14 protein-coding genes are annotated in these 19,766 nt (G+C 61.0%); 7 read left to right on the top strand and 7 right to left on the bottom strand.

The genetic code is table 11. The features are described from left to right. Nucleotides 1-21: 21 nt before the first annotated feature. Nucleotides 22-1,383: a TolC family outer membrane protein gene (locus F2S13_RS07325; RefSeq protein ID WP_166359806.1), complete on the bottom strand. Its 1,362-nt coding sequence runs from the start codon at nucleotides 1,381-1,383 to the stop codon at nucleotides 22-24. 567 nt (nucleotides 1,384-1,950) lie between these two features. On the opposite strand from F2S13_RS07325, the gene F2S13_RS07315 reads away from it, so the two are divergent. Beyond that, nucleotides 1,951-7,749, top strand: coding sequence for a retention module-containing protein (locus F2S13_RS07315; protein WP_166359804.1), 5,799 nt, complete (start codon nucleotides 1,951-1,953; stop codon nucleotides 7,747-7,749). 46 nt (nucleotides 7,750-7,795) lie between these two features. On the opposite strand, the gene F2S13_RS07310 is transcribed toward F2S13_RS07315, so the two are convergent. Beyond that, nucleotides 7,796-8,194: a YbaN family protein gene (locus F2S13_RS07310; RefSeq protein ID WP_166359803.1), complete on the bottom strand. Its 399-nt coding sequence runs from the start codon at nucleotides 8,192-8,194 to the stop codon at nucleotides 7,796-7,798. Nucleotides 8,195-8,217: 23 nt separating this feature from the next. Continuing rightward, complete coding sequence (locus tag F2S13_RS07305) at nucleotides 8,218-8,805, bottom strand: UPF0149 family protein (protein WP_166359802.1); 588 nt, start codon at nucleotides 8,803-8,805, stop codon at nucleotides 8,218-8,220. Between the two features lie 266 nt (nucleotides 8,806-9,071). On the opposite strand from F2S13_RS07305, the gene recQ reads away from it, so the two are divergent. Together recQ and F2S13_RS07295 are read left to right on the top strand one after the other, a co-directional pair. Continuing rightward, complete coding sequence (recQ, locus tag F2S13_RS07300) at nucleotides 9,072-11,201, top strand: DNA helicase RecQ (protein WP_166359801.1); 2,130 nt, start codon at nucleotides 9,072-9,074, stop codon at nucleotides 11,199-11,201. A 119-nt stretch (nucleotides 11,202-11,320) separates the two neighbouring features. Next, entirely contained in the window at nucleotides 11,321-11,755 is a 435-nt protein-coding gene (locus F2S13_RS07295; protein WP_166359800.1) for a MarR family transcriptional regulator, read from the top strand. Here F2S13_RS07295 and F2S13_RS07290 read toward each other — a convergent pair. Further along, nucleotides 11,752-13,941: a patatin-like phospholipase family protein gene (locus tag F2S13_RS07290; RefSeq protein ID WP_166359799.1), complete on the bottom strand. Its 2,190-nt coding sequence runs from the start codon at nucleotides 13,939-13,941 to the stop codon at nucleotides 11,752-11,754. The genes F2S13_RS07295 and F2S13_RS07290 overlap by 4 nt on opposite strands. A 79-nt stretch (nucleotides 13,942-14,020) precedes the next feature. On the opposite strand from F2S13_RS07290, the gene F2S13_RS07285 reads away from it, so the two are divergent. Beyond that, a complete protein-coding gene (locus F2S13_RS07285; protein ID WP_166359798.1) occupies nucleotides 14,021-14,302 on the top strand; it encodes an Rdx family protein in 282 nt (93 codons plus the stop codon). On the opposite strand, the gene F2S13_RS07280 is transcribed toward F2S13_RS07285, so the two are convergent. Further along, nucleotides 14,299-15,177 carry a DMT family transporter gene (locus F2S13_RS07280; protein WP_166359797.1) on the bottom strand — a complete coding sequence of 293 codons (879 nt, stop codon included), beginning with the start codon at nucleotides 15,175-15,177 and terminating at the stop codon, nucleotides 14,299-14,301. The two genes, F2S13_RS07285 and F2S13_RS07280, sit on opposite strands and share 4 nt — an antisense overlap. Before the next feature lie 132 nt (nucleotides 15,178-15,309). Here F2S13_RS07280 and F2S13_RS07275 point away from each other — a divergent pair, with 132 nt between their 5' ends. Continuing rightward, the gene (locus tag F2S13_RS07275) at nucleotides 15,310-16,128 is read left to right on the top strand and encodes a UDP-2,3-diacylglucosamine diphosphatase (protein WP_166359796.1); all 819 of its coding nucleotides are present in this window, start codon (nucleotides 15,310-15,312) and stop codon (nucleotides 16,126-16,128) included. Here the strand turns inward: F2S13_RS07275 and F2S13_RS07270 are convergent. Next, a complete protein-coding gene (locus F2S13_RS07270) occupies nucleotides 16,125-16,436 on the bottom strand; it encodes an Mpo1-like protein (protein ID WP_166359795.1) in 312 nt (103 codons plus the stop codon). The genes F2S13_RS07275 and F2S13_RS07270 overlap by 4 nt on opposite strands. A 160-nt stretch (nucleotides 16,437-16,596) precedes the next feature. Here F2S13_RS07270 and F2S13_RS07265 point away from each other — a divergent pair, with 160 nt between their 5' ends. Next, complete coding sequence (locus tag F2S13_RS07265) at nucleotides 16,597-17,664, top strand: AraC family transcriptional regulator (protein WP_166359794.1); 1,068 nt, start codon at nucleotides 16,597-16,599, stop codon at nucleotides 17,662-17,664. Here F2S13_RS07265 and F2S13_RS07260 read toward each other — a convergent pair. Next, nucleotides 17,621-19,075 (bottom strand): TrkH family potassium uptake protein, encoded by a 1,455-nt coding sequence (locus F2S13_RS07260; protein ID WP_166359793.1) that lies wholly within the window; start codon nucleotides 19,073-19,075, stop codon nucleotides 17,621-17,623. The two genes, F2S13_RS07265 and F2S13_RS07260, sit on opposite strands and share 44 nt — an antisense overlap. Before the next feature lie 102 nt (nucleotides 19,076-19,177). On the opposite strand from F2S13_RS07260, the gene F2S13_RS07255 reads away from it, so the two are divergent. Then, the gene (locus tag F2S13_RS07255) at nucleotides 19,178-19,738 is read left to right on the top strand and encodes a nitroreductase family protein (protein ID WP_166359792.1); all 561 of its coding nucleotides are present in this window, start codon (nucleotides 19,178-19,180) and stop codon (nucleotides 19,736-19,738) included. Nucleotides 19,739-19,766 lie beyond the last annotated feature (28 nt).

Genomic DNA, 19,766 nt, shown 5'->3' with positions numbered 1-19,766 from the left:
TACTCCAGCACTGATACTGAGTTATCTCATGTCAGGGAGACGTGCTTCGCTTTTGACTTCGGAACTGGCAATGGCTTCGACGGGCAGCACCACCTTCTGCCTGTTCAGCAGTTCGCCCATGTTGGCCAGCACCCGGTAGTTGGAGAACTCCTCGATGTAACGGACTTCCGTGTAACGGCGGTTGGCGTTGTAGAGTTCGTTTTCGCTGTCGAGCAGGTCGAGCAGGGTGCGTTGGCCCAGGCCGAACTGGTCCTGGTAGGCGGCACGCACGCGGATGGAGGTTTCGGCGTACTCGCGAGCGATCGGGGTCTGCAGCTTGGCATTGTTCATGGCATTCCAGGCCAGACGCATGTCTTCGTCGATCTGGCGCAGGGCGTTGTTGCGGATGTCCATCGCCTGATTGACCTTGTACGCATCCGACTGCAAGCGGGCCTTGTCGCTGCCGCCCTTGAACAGGTTGTAGGTCATCACGACGCCGGCGCGCCAGTCGGTGTTGTCATGGCCTGTCTGGCCTTGCAGGTTGTTATTGGCGCCGGTGGCCAGTTCCGCATCGAAGCGCGGGTAGAACGGCGACTTGGCGACTTCGTATTGCTTCTCGGCCGCTTGCACATCGGCCTGGGCCGATTTCAGGTAGGGGTTGTTCGCGAGCATGCTCTGGCGTGCGGCGGACAGGTCCACGGGAACTTCTCCGCGGATCGATGCAGGCGTTTCCAGCTCATCGGCCGAGCGCCCGGTAACGCTGAAAAAGTTGGCTTCGGCATCCTGCAGGTCAACCTGTGCGGTGTAGTAGTTGTTTTCCGCCAACGCGCGACGGGCCTTGGATTGGTCCTGGTCGGCGATGCTGCCAATGCCGCGTTCGCTGCGCAGGCCGATCTGATCGTTGACGCGCAAGTGTGCCTGCAGGTTGTTCTTGGCCAGGGTCAACAGCTCACGGCGCTTGAGCACCTCCAGATAGACCTCGATGGTGCGCAGCGCCAGGGCTTGCGAAGTGGCCTGGACGAAGTAGGCGCGGGAGTTGACGACCGCTTCCGTACGACCGACTTCGTTCGCGGTGTTGAAGCCATCGAACAGCATTTGCCGCAAACGCAGTTCCGACTGGGTGTAGTTCAGTGTTTCCTTGTTGTGATTGCTGGGCGGAACTCGCGTGTTGGTGTTGTCGGATTTTTCCCGCCCGTAACCCGCGAACATATCGACACTCGGGTAGTAGCCCCCTTTTGCTACCTTCACCTCTTCGTCTGCAGACAGCCGGCTGTTCATGTTGGCATGTAATTCGGGATGTGTGTCCAGGGTGCTCTGGATGGCTTCGGTCAACGACATGGCTTGAGCATCAGCGCAGGCCACCGCAAACAAAACTGCACTGCAGATGGGGGTCAATACGCGCATTTGGACATCTCCCTGATTCTTATGGTGCGCTGATTTCGTCAAAAAAGTGACGAAAAAACTGTCAAACCGTTTCAGGCTTGTAACAACAGAGCTAAGAACATCCTAAGCGCGAGCTAAGAAGAATTTTTCATAATGGCTATGCGAAAAAAAACTTATGCGGTCCACGAAATCCAAGACATTGTTCTCTTCATACAGCCCGAATCGGGAAGCTCCATGGGGCTTTCGCGGGTTGAAGGAAAGTTCAATTTTTTTTTGCAGCATAGGGCGGAGCAGTGGCAATGGGGATGGAGTGGCGGGGTTTGTGGCGACAAAAAATTGGCACTTAAGCGCCGCAAACCCTGTCGTGATTTCACTGGAAGGCTATCGATCGGGATTGAATTGATTTGATTGAAGTTTGTCCCGAAAAAAAGAAGCCACCAGATTCAGGTAGGGCAAGAATCGCTGCAAGGTGCACATTCACTCTCGGTGAAGGCGCTTGTTCAGCTGTATTCAGCCAGACCTCCCTGCAGTGCCAAGGTCGCTTTCTCTGCAAGAACCGGACGCTTGATCGGCAGTGGAGAAATGCGCATGGCTCAGTTAGTCGGTGTGGTCAGCAAAGTGATCGGCCTGGTGTTTGCGGTGGCCAGTGACGGTAGTCGCCGGCTGCTGATCGAAGGCGACCGATTGTTTGCCGGCGAGCAGCTGGAAACGGGTGCGGCCGGCGCCGTCGCAGTGCATCTGGAAAATGGCAAGGAGCTGACCCTTGGGCGTGGCAGCAGTCTGCATCTGACGCCCGAAGCCCTCGCCAATGACAATGCCCCCCATGTCGAGACGGCGGATGCCGTACCTCCCAGCCAGGCTCAACTGACGGATGTCGAGCAACTTCAAGCAGCCATTGCCGCGGGCGGTGACCCGTCCCAGGATGCCGAAGCGACGGCGGCAGGGCCCGCAAGCGGTGGGGCGGGCAGCGGAGGTGGCGGGCATGGCTTTGTCATGCTGAGTGAGGTTGGCGGGCACGTGGATCCTGTCATTGGCTTCCCGACGGCCGGCTTCAATGGCGTTCCCGAAACTCCAGACCTGTGGGTCGGTGGCAGCAATGCCAACAATTCGAGCGAACAGGCTCCGCCGGTCATAGCTCCACCGGCAGTAGCTCCACCCGAAGTGGTTCCACCGGCAGTAACGCCACCACTGGCAGTGGTTCCACCAGAAGTGATTCCACCACAAGTCGTTCCACCAGAAGTCGTTCCACCCGAAGTCGTTCCACCCGAAGTCGTTCCGCCGACCGATCCGGACGTCGATAATCCCGTGACCATCGATGGCCTGTCGGTGGCCGGTGGTGAGCTGACCGTATACGAGCAAAACCTCAGCGATGGCAGTCATCCGAACACTGCCGCCCTGACCCGGTCCGGCACCTTCACCGTGACCGCCCTCGACGGCCTGCAAACCCTGACCGTCGGCGGCATCAGCATCATTGCCGGCGGCGTGGTCGCGGGCTTCCCTCAAACCATTACCACCGCCCTGGGCAACACCCTGACCGTGACCGGCTACAACGCCAGCACCGGTGTAGTCAGCTACAGCTACACCCTGCTCGACAACGAAACGCACCCGAACGCCAATGGCGCCAATACGCTGCAGGAACACATTACCGTCACGGCCACCGACACCGACGGCAGTTCGGCCAGCGGCACCATTGACGTCAATATCGTCGACGACCTGCCCGAGGCCCGTGGCGATGAAGCCTCGATGGGCGAGGGCAAGTTCATCAGCGGCAACGTGCTGGGCAACGACACAGTCGGCGCCGACAAGCCCGGCAGCCAAGTGGTGGTCGGCGTGCGCGCCGGCGGCAACACTTCGACCGCCGCCCATGGCGGGCTGGATGCCGAAATTCATGGCGCCTACGGCACCCTGACCCTGGACGCCCAGGGCAATGCCACCTACCAGGCCAATGCCAGTGGCATCCCGATTTCCGGTGGCAAGGATGTGTTCACCTACACCATCCGCGATGCCGATGGTGATGAAAGCACCACCACCATCACCGTCAACGTCCAGTACCAGGACGACCCGGTCATCCTCAAGGGCCTCAACGTCGAATGCGGTGAGCTGACGGTCCATGAGCAGAATCTCAGTGACGGCAGCCATCCGGACACTGCCGCCCTGACCCAGTCCGGCACCTTCACCGTGACCGCTGCCGATGGGTTGCAAACCCTGACCGTGGGCGGCATCAGCATCATTGCCGGCGGTGTGGTCGCGGGCTTCCCTCAAACCATTACCACCGCCCTGGGCAACACCCTGACCGTGACCGGCTACAACGCCAGCACCGGCGTGGTCAGCTACAGCTACACCCTGCTCGACAACGAAATGCACCCCAATGGCCAGGGTGCCAATGAGCTGCAGGAACACATTGCCGTCACGGCCACCGACACCGACGGCAGTTCGGCCAGCGGCACCATCGACGTCAATATCGTCGACGACCTGCCCAAGGCTTACGCCGACACGGGCTGGGTGGAAGAGGGCAGGACCGGCAGCGGCAACGTGCTGGACAACGACACCATTGGCGCCGACCAGCCCGGCTGCCAGGTGGTGGTCGGCGTGCGTGCCGGCAGCAGCACCTCCACCCCGGTGCATGACGGCCTGGGCACTGCTATCCAGGGCGTCTACGGCACCCTGACCCTGGATGCCCAGGGCTTTGCCAGTTACACCGCGAACGCCAGTGGCATCCCGACTTGCGGTGGCAAGGATGTGTTCACCTACACCATCCGTGATGCCGATGGTGATGAAAGCACCACCACCATCACCGTCAACGTCCAGTACCAGGACGACCCGGTCATCCTCAAAGGCCTCAACGTCGAATGCGGTGAGCTGACGGTCCATGAGCAGAATCTCAGTGACGGCAGCCATCCGGACCCTGCTGCCCTGACCCAGTCCGGCACCTTCACCGTTAGCGCCCCCGACGGCCTGCAAACCCTGACCGTGGGCGGCATCAGCATCATTGCCGGCGGTGTGGTCGCAGCCTTCCCTCAAACGATTACCACGGCCCTGGGCAATACCCTGACCGTGACCGGCTACAACGCCAGCACCGGCGTGGTCAGCTACAGCTACACCCTGCTCGACAACGAGATGCACCCCAATGGCCAGGGTGCCAACGAGCTGCAGGAACACATTGCCGTCACGGCCACCGACACCGACGGCAGTTCGGCCAGCGGCACCATCGACGTCAATATCGTCGACGATCTGCCCAAGGCTGGCGCCGACCTGGGCTGGGTGGAGGAGGGCAAGACCGGCAGCGGTAACGTGCTGGGCAACGACACCCTCGGCGCCGACCAGCCCGGTTGCAGCGTGGTGGTCGGAGTGCGCGCCGGCGGCAGCACCTCGACCCCAGTGCATGACGGCTTGGGCACTGCTATCCAGGGCGTCTACGGCACCCTGACCCTGGATGCGCAGGGCTACGCCACTTATCACGCCAACCCGGACTCGGTCGGAGCCCAGGGAGCACAGGATGTGTTCACCTACACCATCCGCGATGCCGATGGTGATGAAAGCACGACCACCATTACCATCAACGTCCAGAACAGTTGCCTCACGGCCAGCGTCGATCACGATGTCACTGTGTTCGAAAATGCCCTGGACCTGGCCGCGGGGACTGTAGCCGGCAGCGAAACCTCTACCGGAACGCTGGTGGGTTCGGTATCCGGAGCGTCCGGCGCGGTGACCTATACCCTGGTGGGCAGTGCAGTCGGCAACTACGGGCAAATCGAACTCAACGGCAACGGCAGTTACACCTATACCCTGACCTCGGCCCCGAAAACCCCGGGCAGTCCCAACGACGGCCCGAACATTCTCCACGAGTCGTTCACCTACAAGGCCACTGACGCCCTTGGCAATTCGGTGACCAGCACGATTGTCGTGAACATTGTCGATGACGTGCCCAAAGCTGTGGGCGGTGAGCGCACGGTGACGCCGGGGCACATGGATTCCAACTTGCTGTTGATCATCGATGTGTCGAGCAGCATGGCGGGTGATTCCGGCCAGGGGCATCAGTCTCGGCTGGACTTTGCCAAGGCGGCCATCAATGCCTTGCTGGACAAGTACGATAATCTGGGCGATGTGCGAGTGCAGATCGTCACGTTCAGCGGCTCTGCAACCGATGAAGCCTCCCAGTGGGTCACAGTGGCCCAGGCCAAGACCATCGTCGACGGCCTCAGCCCCGGTGGCATTACCAACTACGATGCCGCCGTTCTGGCCAGCAAGGCGGCGTTCGATACGGCAGGCAAGATCGCCGGCGCGCAAAATATCGGCTACTTCTTCTCCGACGGTAATCCAACCGGAGGCATGGCCATCGGCAACTCGGATGAAGCCGACTGGAAGCAATTCCTCGATGCCAACGACATCAAGGCTTACGCAGTCGGGCTCGGCGACGGCGTCAACAGCAGCAACCTCGACCCTCTGGCGTACGATGGCGTCACCCATACCGATACCGATGCCGTGGTCGTGACGGATCTCGGCGCCCTCGGACAGGTGCTGTCCGGCACCGTGCAGGGCGCGCCGATCACCGGCACTCTGATGAGCGGCGGTACCTTCGGTGCCGACGGCGGGTTCATCAAGTCACTGGTTGTCGATGGCACGACTTACATCTACGACCCCAAGGGCGCCGGCAATATGGGTTCGTATTCGGTCAGCGGCGGGGTAGACAAAGGAATCTTCGACACGCAGACCAACAGTCTCAATATCAAGAGCAGCAGCGGCGGCAACCTGTTGGTGGACATGGATACCGGGGAATTCACCTACACCCCGCCCAAGGACTCAGGCGCCCCGCTCAAGGAAACCATCGGCTTTGTCGTCAGCGATAACGATGGTGACCTGGACAGCGCGCAACTGGTCATCAAGGCCAACACCAATGCCGCTCCGGTGGCAGGGGCCGACCATATCATCACCAATATCTTCGGGACGAGCGTTACCGTTCCGGCCGAGGCGTTGCTGGCCAATGACAGCGATGCCAATGGTGATCCGCTGAGCACCTCTGCGGCGACGGTCCAGACCGGCTGGGGCGTCAAAGGGGCGGGATTCTCGGTGGGCAACAACACACCGATCGTCAGTTTCAACGGTCATGGCAGCGGCAGCAGCAATCTGTACAAGGAGCTCGATCGCAGCGACTTCAAGGGCGCAGCGGGCTCCATGGCTGCGGCTCTGCTGATCAGTGGTTACCTCGGCCAGGTGGGGGCTGCCAATGCCCAGGACTACATCACGGTTGACCTGGTCAAGGGCGAAAGCCTGCAACTGAGCCATAACCGGGGCACCGATATCTCCATGACCTGGAAGCTCGGCGATGGCAGTTATCAGGTGATCGACAGCGGTTCGAGCTTTGTCGCCCAGGAAACCGGTCACTACACCATTCACCTGGTCAACGAGCCCAATGGCGGTCCGCTGAGCGACAATCCCGAAACCTACCTGCTGACCATGAAGGTCAACTACGCCGGGGCGGACACCACGCCGGATGCCCATGGCACCTACACGGTCAGCGATGGCCACAATGGCAGTGCGGTGGGCGATATCACCATCAGCTATCAGGACAGTCACACACTGACGGGCACGGCGACTGCCGACACCTTGCTGGCCGGTGATGGCGACGACATCCTCAACGCCGGCGAGGGCAATGATGTGCTCAGCGGCGGCGTCGGCAATGACCAGCTTCATGGTGGTGGCGGCAATGATCTTCTGATCGGCGGGGCAGGCAACGACTTGCTTGATGGCGGTGATGGAAACGATACCGCCAGTTATGCCAGTGCCGATGCCCCCGTGACCGTCAACCTGGCCCTGACCGGACAGCAGAACACCGTTGGCGCAGGGCTCGATACGCTGCTATCGATCGAGAATCTGATCGGTTCCAACTTCAACGACACCCTGACCGGCGATGATCACAACAATGTCATCTACGGGGGCCTGGGCAATGACATGCTCAACGGAGGGGGCGGTGACGACTTGCTGATCGGCGGCCTGGGCGACAACACCCTGACCGGCGGTGCGGGCAGCGACGTCTTCCAGTGGCAACAAGGCAACAGCGGCCATGATCGGGTGAACGACTTCACTCCCGGTACTGACAAACTGGACCTGTCGCAACTGCTCCAGGGCGAAAACGCGACATCGGCCTCGCTGGATGATTACCTGCACTTCAAGGTCACGGTCACCGGCTCCGAGGTGATCTCGACCATCGAAGTCAGTGCGGTGGCGGGGGCGAGCCCGAACCAGACGATCGACCTGGCCGGGATCGACCTGGCGGCTCACTATGGCGTGACGGCCGGTGCGGGGGGCATCGTGGCGTCGGGGGCTGATACTGCAACCATCATCAATGGCATGCTCAACGATCATTCGTTGAAGGTGGATACGGTTTGAATACCAGATTGTGATCCTCGTTCCCACGCAGAGCGTGGGAACGAGATCAGTCGTGGGGAGTATTTCGCAAGGTTTTCTGCCGCAGGATGTAAATCGTCACCAGCACCGCACTGGTCAGCATGAACCCTCGTGCCCAGGGCAGTGGCACCAGGTAGCAGGACAGGCCGATGCTCAGCCACATCAGGACAATGGCGTAGACCTTGCCCTTGAGCGGAATGCCATGGCCGTCAAGGTAATGGACGATCCATGGGCCCAGGCGCGGGTGGCTGACCAGCCAGTGATAGAACCGCGGCGAGCTTCGAGCGAAGCAGGCCGCAGCCAGGAGCAGGAAGGGCGTTGTCGGCAGTACTGGCAGGAAAATGCCGATCACGCCGAATGCCACGCTAATCCAGCCGATACTCAGCAGGATGTAGCGCAGCAGGCGGGGCCGATTCGTGCCAGCCATTGGCGGCGCCACCGGCGCAGTCATCAGTGATGGCGAGGCTTGAGTATCGCAGGCTTCTCGTCGGGCGCATTGCACAGCAGGTACAAGGCTGTGAGTGCTTCCGGGATCTGCACGATCATGTCGTCCATCAGGTTGGCATCCTTGGCGATGTCCTCGAACTCGGGTTGTTCGTCGAACAGGCCCGAACCGACCATGATCGGCAGAAGCATTTCGCTGACTTCGTCCTCGGCAGTTTCGAACCAGGCCGCTTCGCGCAGGAAGACCCCTTCCATGAAACCGATGCACCAGCCGCGCAGCTCCGAGTCGTCCGGGTCTTCACCCAGATCCAGGTCGCACGGCAGCTCGAACTCCTCATCGCTGGCCAATTGGCGGGCGATGTGGGCCTTGAGCAGAATCAGGGTGGCTTCGATCTCTTCGCGTTGAGCATCATTGGCGTAATGCGGCTCTTCGGCGAACAGGGCGTCGATCCACTCACGCTCCGGCACCTCTTCGGAACAGATCGACAAGGCGGTCAGGTAGCCATGAGCGGCAACATAGTCCAGCGCCTCATCATGCAGCTCATCGGCGTCGAGGAAGGCTTGCAGGCGGTGTAATTGCTCAGCGAAGGACATTAAAAGGCTACCTTGGGGAATATTCGATAGTGAATTCTAGGCCTTGTTGAGGGCTGTGCGCCACCCGCGCGGTGAAGTATGCGCTCAAGGACGGCCCGTCGCCGAAGCCCTGCGCGGTTGATCGCTCGGGTATAATGCCGCGCCTTTGCTGCAAGTCCCTGTATCGACAAGGGCTTTGCAAAGACCGCTTACGCATTTTTTCGTGTGGTGAGCGAAGTTTTCATCCAGCCTGTGGCAAGGATGGTTCTGCGATTTTTGGAGTTTCTATGCTCGAACAGGCTCAACGCGTCCTTAAAGACATCTTCGGCTACGACAGTTTCCGTGGCCGCCAGGGTGCCATTATCGAACGTGTGGCCAGTGGTGGCGATGCCCTGGTGCTGATGCCCACCGGCGGCGGCAAGTCCCTGTGTTTCCAGGTGCCGGCGCTGTTGCGTGAGGGCCTGGCAGTGGTGGTCTCGCCATTGATCGCCTTGATGGACGATCAGGTCGCCACCCTGGAAGAACTGGGTGTCGCCGCAGCGGCATTGAACTCCACCCTGAGCGCCGAGCAGCAGCGCACCCTGGCGATCAGGATTCGTAACGGCGAGGTCAAGATGCTTTACCTCGCACCGGAGCGCCTGGTGCAGCCGCGCATGCTGGACTTCCTGCGGGGCCTGGATATCGCCCTGTTCGCCATCGACGAAGCGCACTGCGTATCGCAATGGGGGCATGATTTCCGCCCCGAATACCTGCAGCTAGGGCAGCTCGCCGAACTGTTTCCGAATGTTCCGCGGATCGCCCTGACCGCCACCGCCGACAAACGCACTCGTGAAGAGATCGTCAATCGGCTTCATCTGCAGGACGCCGAACGCTTCCTGTCGAGTTTCGACCGGCCGAATATCTTCTATCGCATCGTGCCCAAGGAACAGCCACGCAAGCAATTGCTGGCGTTTCTCAACGAACGGCGCAGCAATGCCGGCATCGTTTACTGCCTGTCGCGCAAGAAAGTCGATGATGTTGCCGCTTTCCTCTGTGAACAGGGGTTTCCGGCCTTGCCTTACCATGCCGGCCTGCCCGCCGAAACCCGGGCTGCGAACCAGAAGCGCTTTCTCAATGAAGAAGGCCTGATCATGGTTGCGACCATTGCCTTCGGCATGGGTATCGACAAGCCCAACGTGCGTTTCGTCGCTCACCTGGACCTGCCCAAATCGCTGGAAGCCTATTACCAGGAAACCGGGCGGGCGGGGCGTGATGGCCTGCCGGCTGATGCCTGGATGGCCTATGGCCTGCAGGACATGGTGATGCTCAAGCAGATGCTGCAGAACTCCGAAGGTGATGAGCGGCACAAGCGGGTCGAGCAACACAAGCTCGATGCCATGTTGGCCCTGTGCGAGGAAACCCGCTGCCGTCGTCAGTCCCTGCTCGGCTATTTCGACGAAGACCTGCCGCAACCCTGCGGCCATTGTGACAATTGCACTGACGGCGTGCAGACCTGGGATGCCACCGAAGCGGCGCGCCAGGCGCTGTCGACCATCTATCGTACCGGTCAGCGCTATGGTGTCGGGCATCTGGTTGACGTCCTGCTGGGCAAGGACAACGAAAAGGTACGCAACTTCGGTCACGAAAAACTCTCCGTGTTCGGCGTCGGCAAGGCCCGCAGCGAAGCCGAGTGGCGTTCGTTGTTCCGCCAACTGGTGGCGCGCGGCCTGGTCGACATCGATCTGGAAGGCTACGGCGGCCTGCGCCTGAGCGACACCTGCAGGCCGCTGCTGCGCGGCGAAGTCACCCTTGAGCTGCGTCGCGATCTGAAACCGCAGACCAGTGCCAAGAGCAGCTCCGGCAGCCCGGCCAGCCAATTGGTGCGAGGCGAGGAGCGCGAGCAGTGGGAAGCCTTGCGCGCTCTGCGGCGCAAGCTTGCCGAGGAACATGCGGTACCGCCGTACGTCATCTTCCCGGACTCGACCCTGCTGGAGATGCTGCGCAGCCAGCCAGGTTCCATGGCGGAAATGGCGCGGGTCAGCGGTGTCGGTGCACGCAAGCTGGAGCGCTATGGCGAGGCGTTCCTGCAAGTACTCGGCGGCGCTGTCGAAGCAGCGCCGGTGGTGGCCGACCTGCGCCACGAGTTGATCAGCCTGGCCCGCGCCGGCATGACGCCGATTCAAATTGCCGGGCAATTGCAGTGCAGCGAGAAAAACGTCTACAGCCTGTTGGCCGAGGCCATTGGCCGCCAGCAGTTGTCGCTGGAACAAGCGCTCGACCTCCCTGAGGATCTGCTGGGGGAAGTACAGGATGCATTCCTCGATGGCGAAGGCGAGTTGCCAGCGGTTGCCGCCATTGCCGCGCAGTTTGCAGGCCGGGTGCCCGAAGGCGTTCTTTATTGTGTGCGCGCTGCCTTGCAGTCTGAATTCGAGATGTGACACGCCCGGGTTCGCAAACATTTCTCACTATTGTCAGACAAAGTATCCGGTATGCATCTTGCCTCTGAGTCAGCGGCATGGTTAGCTGCCTATTAATTAGTTCTGATGATGAGTTTGTTATGCCGTTGACTGACCAACACCGTTTCGGGATGCAATTGGCCCACATGTCCCGGGGCTGGCGTGCCGAACTGGACCGACGTCTGGCCGGCCTGGGCTTGTCCCAGGCGCGCTGGCTGGTGCTCTTGCACCTGGCACGTTTCGCGGAGTCTCCGACCCAGCGTGAATTGGCGCAGAGTGTGGGCGTCGAAGGACCGACACTGGCGCGCTTGCTCGACAGCCTGGAATCCCAGGGCCTGGTACGCCGCCAGGCGGTGCTGGAGGATCGTCGGGCGAAAAAGATCCTGTTGAGCGCTTCGGCCAGGCCCTTGATCGAGCAGATCGAAACCATTGCCAATGCGCTGCGGGTGGAGTTGTTCGAGGGCGTCGACGAAGAAGAGTTGCGCATCACCATGCGGGTGCATGCGCGGATCCTGGCCAACCTTGAGAAGTCCTAGAAGGTCTGACCGAGATTGAGGTACAGGGCGTTCTGATCGTCGTCGTTCAGACCATAGCTGAAGGTCAGGGGCCCCAATGGCGTATCGAAGCCAAGGAAAATGGAGACGGCGGTGATGTAGCCGCTGTCGAAGTCGTTGTCATTGTTCCAGGCACGGCCGCGCTCCAGTGACCCACCCACATACAGTGGAATCTCCAGCGGCAAGTAGGAGCGCGGGGTCAGTCGGCGGTAATACACGGCACGGGCCAGGCTGACGTTCTGTGCGGCCAGCGCGTCCTGGCGAAACCCCGACAGTTGCCGCGCACCGCCGAGCAGGAAGCTGGAAGCGACGATGTCGGCTTCGTCGATCGTGCGCCCGTAACGACCGCCCAATACCCAGGTGTCGGGCCCGAAGCTCAGCGCCTTGTCCAGCTTCAATTCCCACTGTCGGTAACGTTGGTCCGAACCCAGGTTGGGGTCGTACTGGCGCAGGGTCAGGTTGATGTCTTCGCCGGCATGAGGGAAGTAGACATTGTCGAGGCTGTCGAACGAATACTTGAGCTCGTAGAAGCCCTCGGTGAAGCTGAACCGGGGCAGGTCCGGATCGCCGATACGAACGTCGGCCTTGCCCCAGGCCTCGCCAATGCCGAAGCGGATCTCGCCGTTGTTGGCGATCTGCCGGCCCAGGTTCAGGCCGAATCCATAGCGCTCCAGGCGGTATTCAGCGATAGGGTCGTTATCCAGGGTGGACTCGACGTTCAGCGACTCGGCGCTGAGGTAAGGCGCGACGAAGTACCGGGACCCCGCGTCGAGCGGTTGATAAAACTCGCTGTAGAACTCCTGCTGATCACCGATCTGGATTCGCGTCAGCCACTCGGCACCCAGTTCGTTGATGCCATTGACCCGATAGCTGGCGCCGATGTTGAACGCGCTGTCGCCGCGCAAGTCGTCGGAGAGGTTGAGCCCCAGGCGCAGATAGTCGGTGCCCGTGCGTTTGCCTCGGGCGTTGATCACCAGAATATTGTCGTCGCCCTCGTGGACCACCCGGTATTGCACGCGCTCGAAGTAATCCAGGCCGTACAGGGTACCCATGTCGGTCTGCAGACGCCCCAGTTCCAGGGGTTTTCCAATCGGCTGGCGGATGTAATAGCGGATCACGTCATCGCCGACCTTCGAATCGTTCTCCACCCTTATTGCAGTAATGACCGGCGTTCGCTGGCTGGCCGAACGGGCAGCGATCAGCCCCGTATCGTCGGATTCGACGGGGCGAAGCCTGGCCAGGCGTGTATCGAGAATATGGGTGGCGCGATAACCGGCTTCGATCATCTCCCGGGCCCGGACGAAGTCGGTGCCGCCAAAGCTCGCCAGCGGGGGTTGGATCAGGATGTCATCGGGCTTCAGGGCCGCCAGTTGTTCTTCGGAGTTGCGGCGGGTCATCAGGGTAATCGACTGGTTGAGGACATCGACCACGGTGTCCAGTTGCTTGCGGTTGAGCAGTGGCGTGCCGATATCGACGACGATGGCGACATCCACGCCCATCTCGCGGACCACGTCCAGCGGAATGTTGTCGACCATGCCGCCATCGACCAGCAACCGGCCATCGAGTTCGACCGGGGCGAACACGGCCGGGATCGACATGCTCGCCCGGATGACCCGGGGGAGGTGACCGCGGCGGAACACGACTTTTTCACCACTGGCGATGTCCGTGGCCACGGCACGAAAGGGAATGGGCAGTTTGTCGAAGTCGCGGATATCACTGGTGTGTGCCAGCAGGCTTTCGAGCCGCAATGACAGGTTCTGGCCTTGTATCACCCCCAGCGGCAGACCGAGGCTGCCATCGTCGCGAAAGCTCAGCTTCTGCTTGACCAGGAAATCGCGATCGTCCTGTTTGCGCCGAAAGGGGATGTCCTTGCGCGGCGGGGCATCGGACAACGCTTGCTGCCAGTCGGCCTCCAGGGCCAGGCGCTCGAGCTCATCGACCTTGTAGCCCGAGGCATAGAGGCCGCCGACCACCGCACCCATGCTGGTGCCGGCGATAGCGTCGATTTTTACGCCTTGTTCCTCGAGTGCCTTGAGTACGCCGATATGCGCAAGCCCGCGCGCCGCGCCGCCGGACAGCACCAGGCCAACCTTGGGCCGATGCATGTCGGCTGCATGCAAAGCCAGGGGGAACAGGAGCAGCAACAGGCAGGACAACAAGCGGCGCATTATCTGACTCGGGCTTGCAGCAAAGGTCGTTATTATAGTCAGTGCGCTGTTGCCCCCCTTTTCAGGAGACTGTTACTTCATGTCTGTCAGCAAACCGGAAATCGTCATCACCTATTGCACTCAATGCCAGTGGCTGTTGCGGGCCGCCTGGCTGGCGCAGGAACTGCTCAGCACGTTCTCGGATGATCTGGCCCGGGTCGCATTGGAACCGGCCACGGGTGGCGCCTTCCGGATTACCTGCGACGGCGTGCAGATCTGGGAACGCAAGCAGGATGGCGGCTTTCCCGAGGCCAAGGTGCTCAAGCAGCGGGTGCGTGACCAGATCGACCCGCAGCGCGACCTGGGCCACAACGATCGTTAGTGGGCCGCGGCGGCCTTCTTGCTGGCCGTCGGCAGACTGCTGGCCAGGACAATGGCAAAGATGATCAGCACGCCGCCCAGCAACATGCGCAGGGTGGGTGTTTCGCCGAAGATCAGCCAGGCCATGCCGATCCCGTAGACCGGTTCCAGGGCAAAGACCACGGCGGCCGTGCGCGCCTTGATCACCGCCAGGCTGGCCACGAACAGGCTATGGGCCACACCGGTGCAGAAGACACCGAGCAGGCCGATCCACAACCAGTCCATGACCGGTACCGAACCGAGTGCGGGCGCCGCCGCCGGCAGCAGGCACAAGGCGACCACGGCGTTCTGGCACAGGGCGGCCTGCACGGCCGGAATGCTGCCGGAACTGGCCCGGTTGGTCAGTGACAGCAGCGAGAACAACAAGCCCGAAGCAATCGCCCACAACAGCCCACTGGTGGCCTGGCTGGCCAGGTCGAAGTCCGGAGTGACCAGGATCAGACCGATGCTGACCAGTACCACCAGCAGGATTTCGTTGGCGCGGATGCGTTCGCGAAAGATCAGCCCCTCGAGAACCACGGTAAAGGCCGGGAAGCTGGCAAAGCCAAGGGTGGCGATGGCAACACCGGCCACTTTCACCGCAATGAAGAAACTGACCCAGTGGCCGGCCAGCAACAGCCCGCTGAGCAGCAGGCGCTGCCAGTCGCGGGTACGCAATGACTGCCATCCGCCCATGGGGGCAAAACGGGCGAACACGCCAAGGGCCAGCACGGCGAAGGCAGCCCGGCCGAAGACAATGATGGAAGGGGAGGCGCTGGCGAGCTTGCCGAAGACCCCGGTCAGGCCGAAAAACAATGCGCCGATATGCAGGGCACCCAGGGCGGTTCGGTGATTCATTGCAATCCTTGTCGTATCGATCAGAAGCAGGCCACAAGTTTACACGTTGAGTGTCATCCAACTGCCGTTTTGCCGTCACAGGGCGTTAATCCCCCACGTTTACGCTTGGGCAAAACCTGCCGGAGCGTGCCCATGACCAGTGCCCAACTTGTCAAACCGACTCGTAAACAACGCGTACGCACGCTATGGATCTCGGATGTCCATCTGGGCACCCGCGATTGCCAGGCCGAACACCTGTCGCACTTTCTGAAAAGTTATCACGCCGACCGGATCTACCTGGTCGGCGACATCATCGATGGCTGGAAACTGCGCGGTGGCATGTACTGGCCTCAGGCGCATACCAATGTGATCCGTCGCCTGCTGACCATGAGCAAGCGTGGTACCGAAGTCATCTATGTCACCGGCAATCACGATGAGTTCCTGCGGCGCTATTCAAAACTGGTACTGGGTAATATCCAATTGGTCGACCAGGCTGAACACGTGACTGCCGATGGCCGGCGCTTGCTGGTCATTCATGGCGACCAGTTCGATGTGATTACCCGCTATCACCGCTGGCTGGCCTTTCTTGGCGACTCGGCCTACGAATTCACCCTGACCCTGAACCGCTGGCTCAACCACTGGCGTGCCCGTTACGGCTATGGCTACTGGTCGCTGTCGGCGTACCTCAAGCACAAGGTCAAGACGGCGGTCAGCTTTATCAGCGACTTCGAGCAAGCCATCGCCCACGAGTGCATCAAGCAAGGCTTCCAGGGGGTGGTGTGCGGGCATATCCACCACGCCGAGATTCGCAGGGTTGGCGAGGTGGAATACCTCAATTGCGGCGACTGGGTCGAATCCTGCACCGCCTTGATCGAGCACTGGGATGGCACCATCGAGCTCTACCGGCTTGCCGATGCCCAGGCGCTGGAGGCCCGGCTGGCCGAGCAGGCAAAGGTCATCCAGCCGGTTTAAAACTCGACTTTGCCCACCAGCATGTCGCGGAACATGACAAAGTCGCCCAGCAGGCTGTAGAACGGGTGCAGGAAGGTGGCCGGCCGGTTCTTTTCGAAGAAAAAATGCCCGGCCCAGGCAAAGCCGTATCCGGCGAGGGGTACGGCCAAAAACAGCAACCAGCTGCCGCTGGCGATGATGTAGGCGAGCAGACCGATTACCAGGCTGGTGCCCACGAAATGCAGGCGCCTGCAGGTGCGGTGACGGTGTTCGGCCAGGTAAAAGGGATAGAACTCGGCAAAGCTGGTGAAACGCTGGGTATTTTTCAAAGCAACGGTCTCTTTGCTTGCGTTCGCCGCTGCAGACGCAGGACGTGGAGCTTGCTACAAGTCTAGATTCAGTCGCAATAGCAGCTAGTGACATTGGGCGCCAGTTTACTATCCTTGGGGGATTGGTCGCAGGCAGCGACTTGGGGATAAGACAACGGCCATGAGCGAAAGAACGACTTCTTCAAGCTGGGCGGCAGGAATCGTCAAGGCACTGGAGTTGGAGGGCCTGGATTGTCGGGTGTTGTTCGAGCAACTCGGCCTGGATTTTTCGGCGCTCGAGGACCCCGATGCGCGTTTCACCCAGGACTCGATGACACGGTTGTGGCAACTGGCAGAGGAACTGTCGGGGAACCGGGCCATCGGCTTGAACATGGCCAGGGTCGTGCGCCCCGCGTCATTTCATGTGGTCGGTTATGCGTTGATGTCGAGCCGGACCCTCAAGGAGGGTTTTGCGCGTCTGGTGCGTTATCAGCGAATCATCGCCGAAAGCTCCGACTTGAGTTTCCGACTGCTGCCCGAAGGCTACGCGCTGATCCTTACCGTACACGGCGACCACCTGCCGCCGACCCGGCACAGCGCCGAAGCCTCTCTGGCCTGCACGCTGGCACTGTGCAGCTGGCTGACCGGCAGGGCCATCCAGCCCGTTCGGGTCCTGGTGCAGGGTGAACAGCCAGTCGATGCAGAGCCTTACAAGGTTGCCTTCCATGCGCCGCTGGTGTTCGGCGCACCCTGTGATGCCCTGGTTTTCCAGCGTGAAGACATGGAGGCGCCTTTGCCCACGGCCAATGAGGCAATGGCGTTGTTGCATGATCGATTTGCCGGTGAATACCTGGCGCGCTTTTCCGAAAGCCGGGTGACGCACAAGGCGCGCCAGGTGCTCTGCCGGTTGCTGCCCCAGGGAGAACCCAAGCGGGAAATGGTCGCGCAGGCCCTGCACCTGTCGCAGCGGACCCTGCAGCGTCGGTTGCAGGATGAGGGCACCAGCTTCCAGACGCTGCTGGACGACACCCGCCGTGAGCTGGCCGAACAGTACCTGGCCCAGCCCAACATGACCCTGCTGGAAACTGCTTATTTGCTGGGTTTTGCCGACCCGAGCAATTTCTTCCGGGCGTTTCGCCGCTGGTTCGATACCACGCCCGGTGAATATCGGGCGCGGTTGGCCGAGCCCGCGGCAATGCTGGCTATCAGTGGCGCCAGAACGCCGGCATGCAGAGAACCAGCACGGTAATGATTTCCAGCCTTCCCAGCAGCATGCCGGCCGACAGAATCCACTTGGCCGCGTCCGGCAGGCTGGCAAAGTTGCCTGCCGGGCCAATGGTTTCGCCCAAGCCCGGACCGACACCGGAAACGGTACTGGCCGCGCCGGTAAGGGCGGTCATCCAGTCGACGCCAAGCAACGACAAGGACAGGGCGATGGCGCAGATGGTGATGGCGAAGAAAAACGAAAAGGTCAGAATCGAGCGCACGATTTCTTCGTCGAGACGGTGACCGTTGTATTTCTGCTTGATCACTGCGCGTGGGTGGATCAACTGGTTGAGGTTGGCCTTGAGCAGGATATAGGCTACCTGGAAGCGGAATATCTTGATCCCGCCAGCGGTGGACCCCGAGCAGCCGCCGACGAACCCCAGATAGAAGAACAGCATCAGGGAGAAGTTGCCCCACAGGCTGTAGTCACCCAGGGCGAAGCCGGTGGTAGTGACCACTGAGGTCACGTTGAACGCCACGTGGCGCAGGGCTTCGAGCCAGTGCAGTTCGGTGGTTGCCCAGTACCAGGTGCCGAGTACCAGCCAGGTCAGCAGCAACATGGCGATCAGGCCCTGGACCTGTTCATCCTTGATCAGCGCCCACCGGTGGCCGCGGATCGTGGATACATAGAGGGCGAACGGCAGACTGCCGAGAATCATCACCACCACGGCGACCCAGTGCACGGCCGGTTGCGTCCAATGGGCCAGGGAGTTGTCCGAAGTCGAGAAACCACCGGTGGAAATGGCCGACATCGAATGGTTGATCGCATCGAAGACGTTCATGCCGGCCATCCAGAGCGCCAGCGCGCCCAGGGCGGTAATGCCGACATAGACCGCCACGATGGACTTGGCGACCATGTGCGAGCGCGGCATGACCTTTTCCGAGCGATCGGACGACTCGGTCTGGAACAGGCGCATGCCACCGATGCGCAGCAACGGCAAGATCGCCACGGCCATTGCGATAAAACCGATGCCGCCGAGCCAGTGCAGCAGCGAACGCCACATCAGGATGCCCGGGGACATGCTGTCCAGGCCGCTGAGTATTGTGGCGCCGGTGGCCGTGATGCCCGACATGCTTTCAAAGAACGCGTCGGTGTAGCTGGTGTGCAGACTTAACAAAAAGGGCAGGGCGGCGAAGATACACACCACCAGCCAACTGCTGACGGTCAACAGGTACATGTCGCGCGGACGCAGCTGCGAGTTTTCCGGACGCCCCGGGATCACCAGGGCAAGGCCTGCGATGAATGTGATCAGGCTGGACCAGAGAAAGGGGGGAATGTCCTGGGTGCGGTCGAAGATCACCAGGGTGGCCATGGGGACGACCATGCTGATCGCCAGCGTAATCAGGAAGATGCCGATAATGAAACCGATGATCCGTAGGGCCGGCAACGCCATGAGGTCCGCTCTGACTCGAAAACTGAAGGGTCGCCATTCTACCTATGGGTACGGGCGTGTAAACGGTAGAATAGTTGCACATTACTTATTGGGGGGTAGCCGATGGAGGCTCTCGACGCTTTGCTCAACCGTGTTTCCGTACCCCGCCTGATCGATCCGGCGCCCACGGCTGCGCAACGGGAAATCCTGTTCCAGGCGGCATTGCGTGCACCCGATCATGGTCAGTTGCGTCCCTGGCGATTCCTTACGGTCGAAGGTGCGGCGCGTGAGCAGTTGGGTGAACTGTTGGTCGAAGCCGTCAGAATCAAAGGTACCGATGTCAGCGAAGCGGCCCTGGAAAAGGCTCGCGCCATGCCGATGCGTGCTCCGCTGCTGATCGTGGTGATCGCTCGGTTGCAAGACCATTTCAAGGTGCCGAAATCAGAACAGAAGCTGGCGGCGGCCTGTGCGGCCCACAGTATTTTGCTGGCGGCCCATGCCCAGGGGATTGGTGCGGTGTGGCGTACCGGTGAGTTGTCCTATGCGGCGAACGTGGCCAAGGGCCTTGGGTTGACTGACGGGGAGGAGGTGATTGCCTTCCTTTACGTGGGGACGCCGCAGAAGGAACTGCGTGTGCCGCAGCCTATGGCTACGGCTGATTTCGTCAGCGCCTGGGGGGCTTAGAGGCCGCGTTGCGGCCTATCGCTGGCAA

Origin of the sequence: Pseudomonas akapageensis, assembly GCF_011355085.1 — a bacterium.
Classification (GTDB): domain Bacteria; phylum Pseudomonadota; class Gammaproteobacteria; order Pseudomonadales; family Pseudomonadaceae; genus Aquipseudomonas; species Aquipseudomonas akapageensis.
The sequence above is the reverse complement of the archived record's forward strand: the minus strand, read 5'-3'. Positions and strand labels throughout refer to the sequence as shown.

Excerpts from the sequence above, each read along its gene's own strand:
- F2S13_RS07260 (WP_166359793.1), bottom strand. The coding sequence starts at position 19,075 with ATGGCGTTGCCGGCCCTACGGATCATCGGTTTCATTATCGGCATCTTC.
- F2S13_RS07305 (WP_166359802.1), bottom strand. The coding sequence starts at position 8,805 with ATGTCCTTCGCTGAGCAATTACACCGCCTGCAAGCCTTCCTCGACGCC.
- F2S13_RS07295 (WP_166359800.1), top strand. The coding sequence starts at position 11,321 with ATGCCGTTGACTGACCAACACCGTTTCGGGATGCAATTGGCCCACATG.
- F2S13_RS07325 (WP_166359806.1), bottom strand. The coding sequence starts at position 1,383 with ATGCGCGTATTGACCCCCATCTGCAGTGCAGTTTTGTTTGCGGTGGCC.
- recQ (WP_166359801.1), top strand. The coding sequence starts at position 9,072 with ATGCTCGAACAGGCTCAACGCGTCCTTAAAGACATCTTCGGCTACGAC.
- F2S13_RS07280 (WP_166359797.1), bottom strand. The coding sequence starts at position 15,177 with ATGAATCACCGAACCGCCCTGGGTGCCCTGCATATCGGCGCATTGTTT.
- F2S13_RS07310 (WP_166359803.1), bottom strand. The coding sequence starts at position 8,194 with ATGGCTGGCACGAATCGGCCCCGCCTGCTGCGCTACATCCTGCTGAGT.
- F2S13_RS07315 (WP_166359804.1), top strand. The coding sequence starts at position 1,951 with ATGGCTCAGTTAGTCGGTGTGGTCAGCAAAGTGATCGGCCTGGTGTTT.
- F2S13_RS07285 (WP_166359798.1), top strand. The coding sequence starts at position 14,021 with ATGTCTGTCAGCAAACCGGAAATCGTCATCACCTATTGCACTCAATGC.
- F2S13_RS07275 (WP_166359796.1), top strand. The coding sequence starts at position 15,310 with ATGACCAGTGCCCAACTTGTCAAACCGACTCGTAAACAACGCGTACGC.
- F2S13_RS07290 (WP_166359799.1), bottom strand. The coding sequence starts at position 13,941 with ATGCGCCGCTTGTTGTCCTGCCTGTTGCTGCTCCTGTTCCCCCTGGCT.
- F2S13_RS07255 (WP_166359792.1), top strand. The coding sequence starts at position 19,178 with ATGGAGGCTCTCGACGCTTTGCTCAACCGTGTTTCCGTACCCCGCCTG.
- F2S13_RS07265 (WP_166359794.1), top strand. The coding sequence starts at position 16,597 with ATGAGCGAAAGAACGACTTCTTCAAGCTGGGCGGCAGGAATCGTCAAG.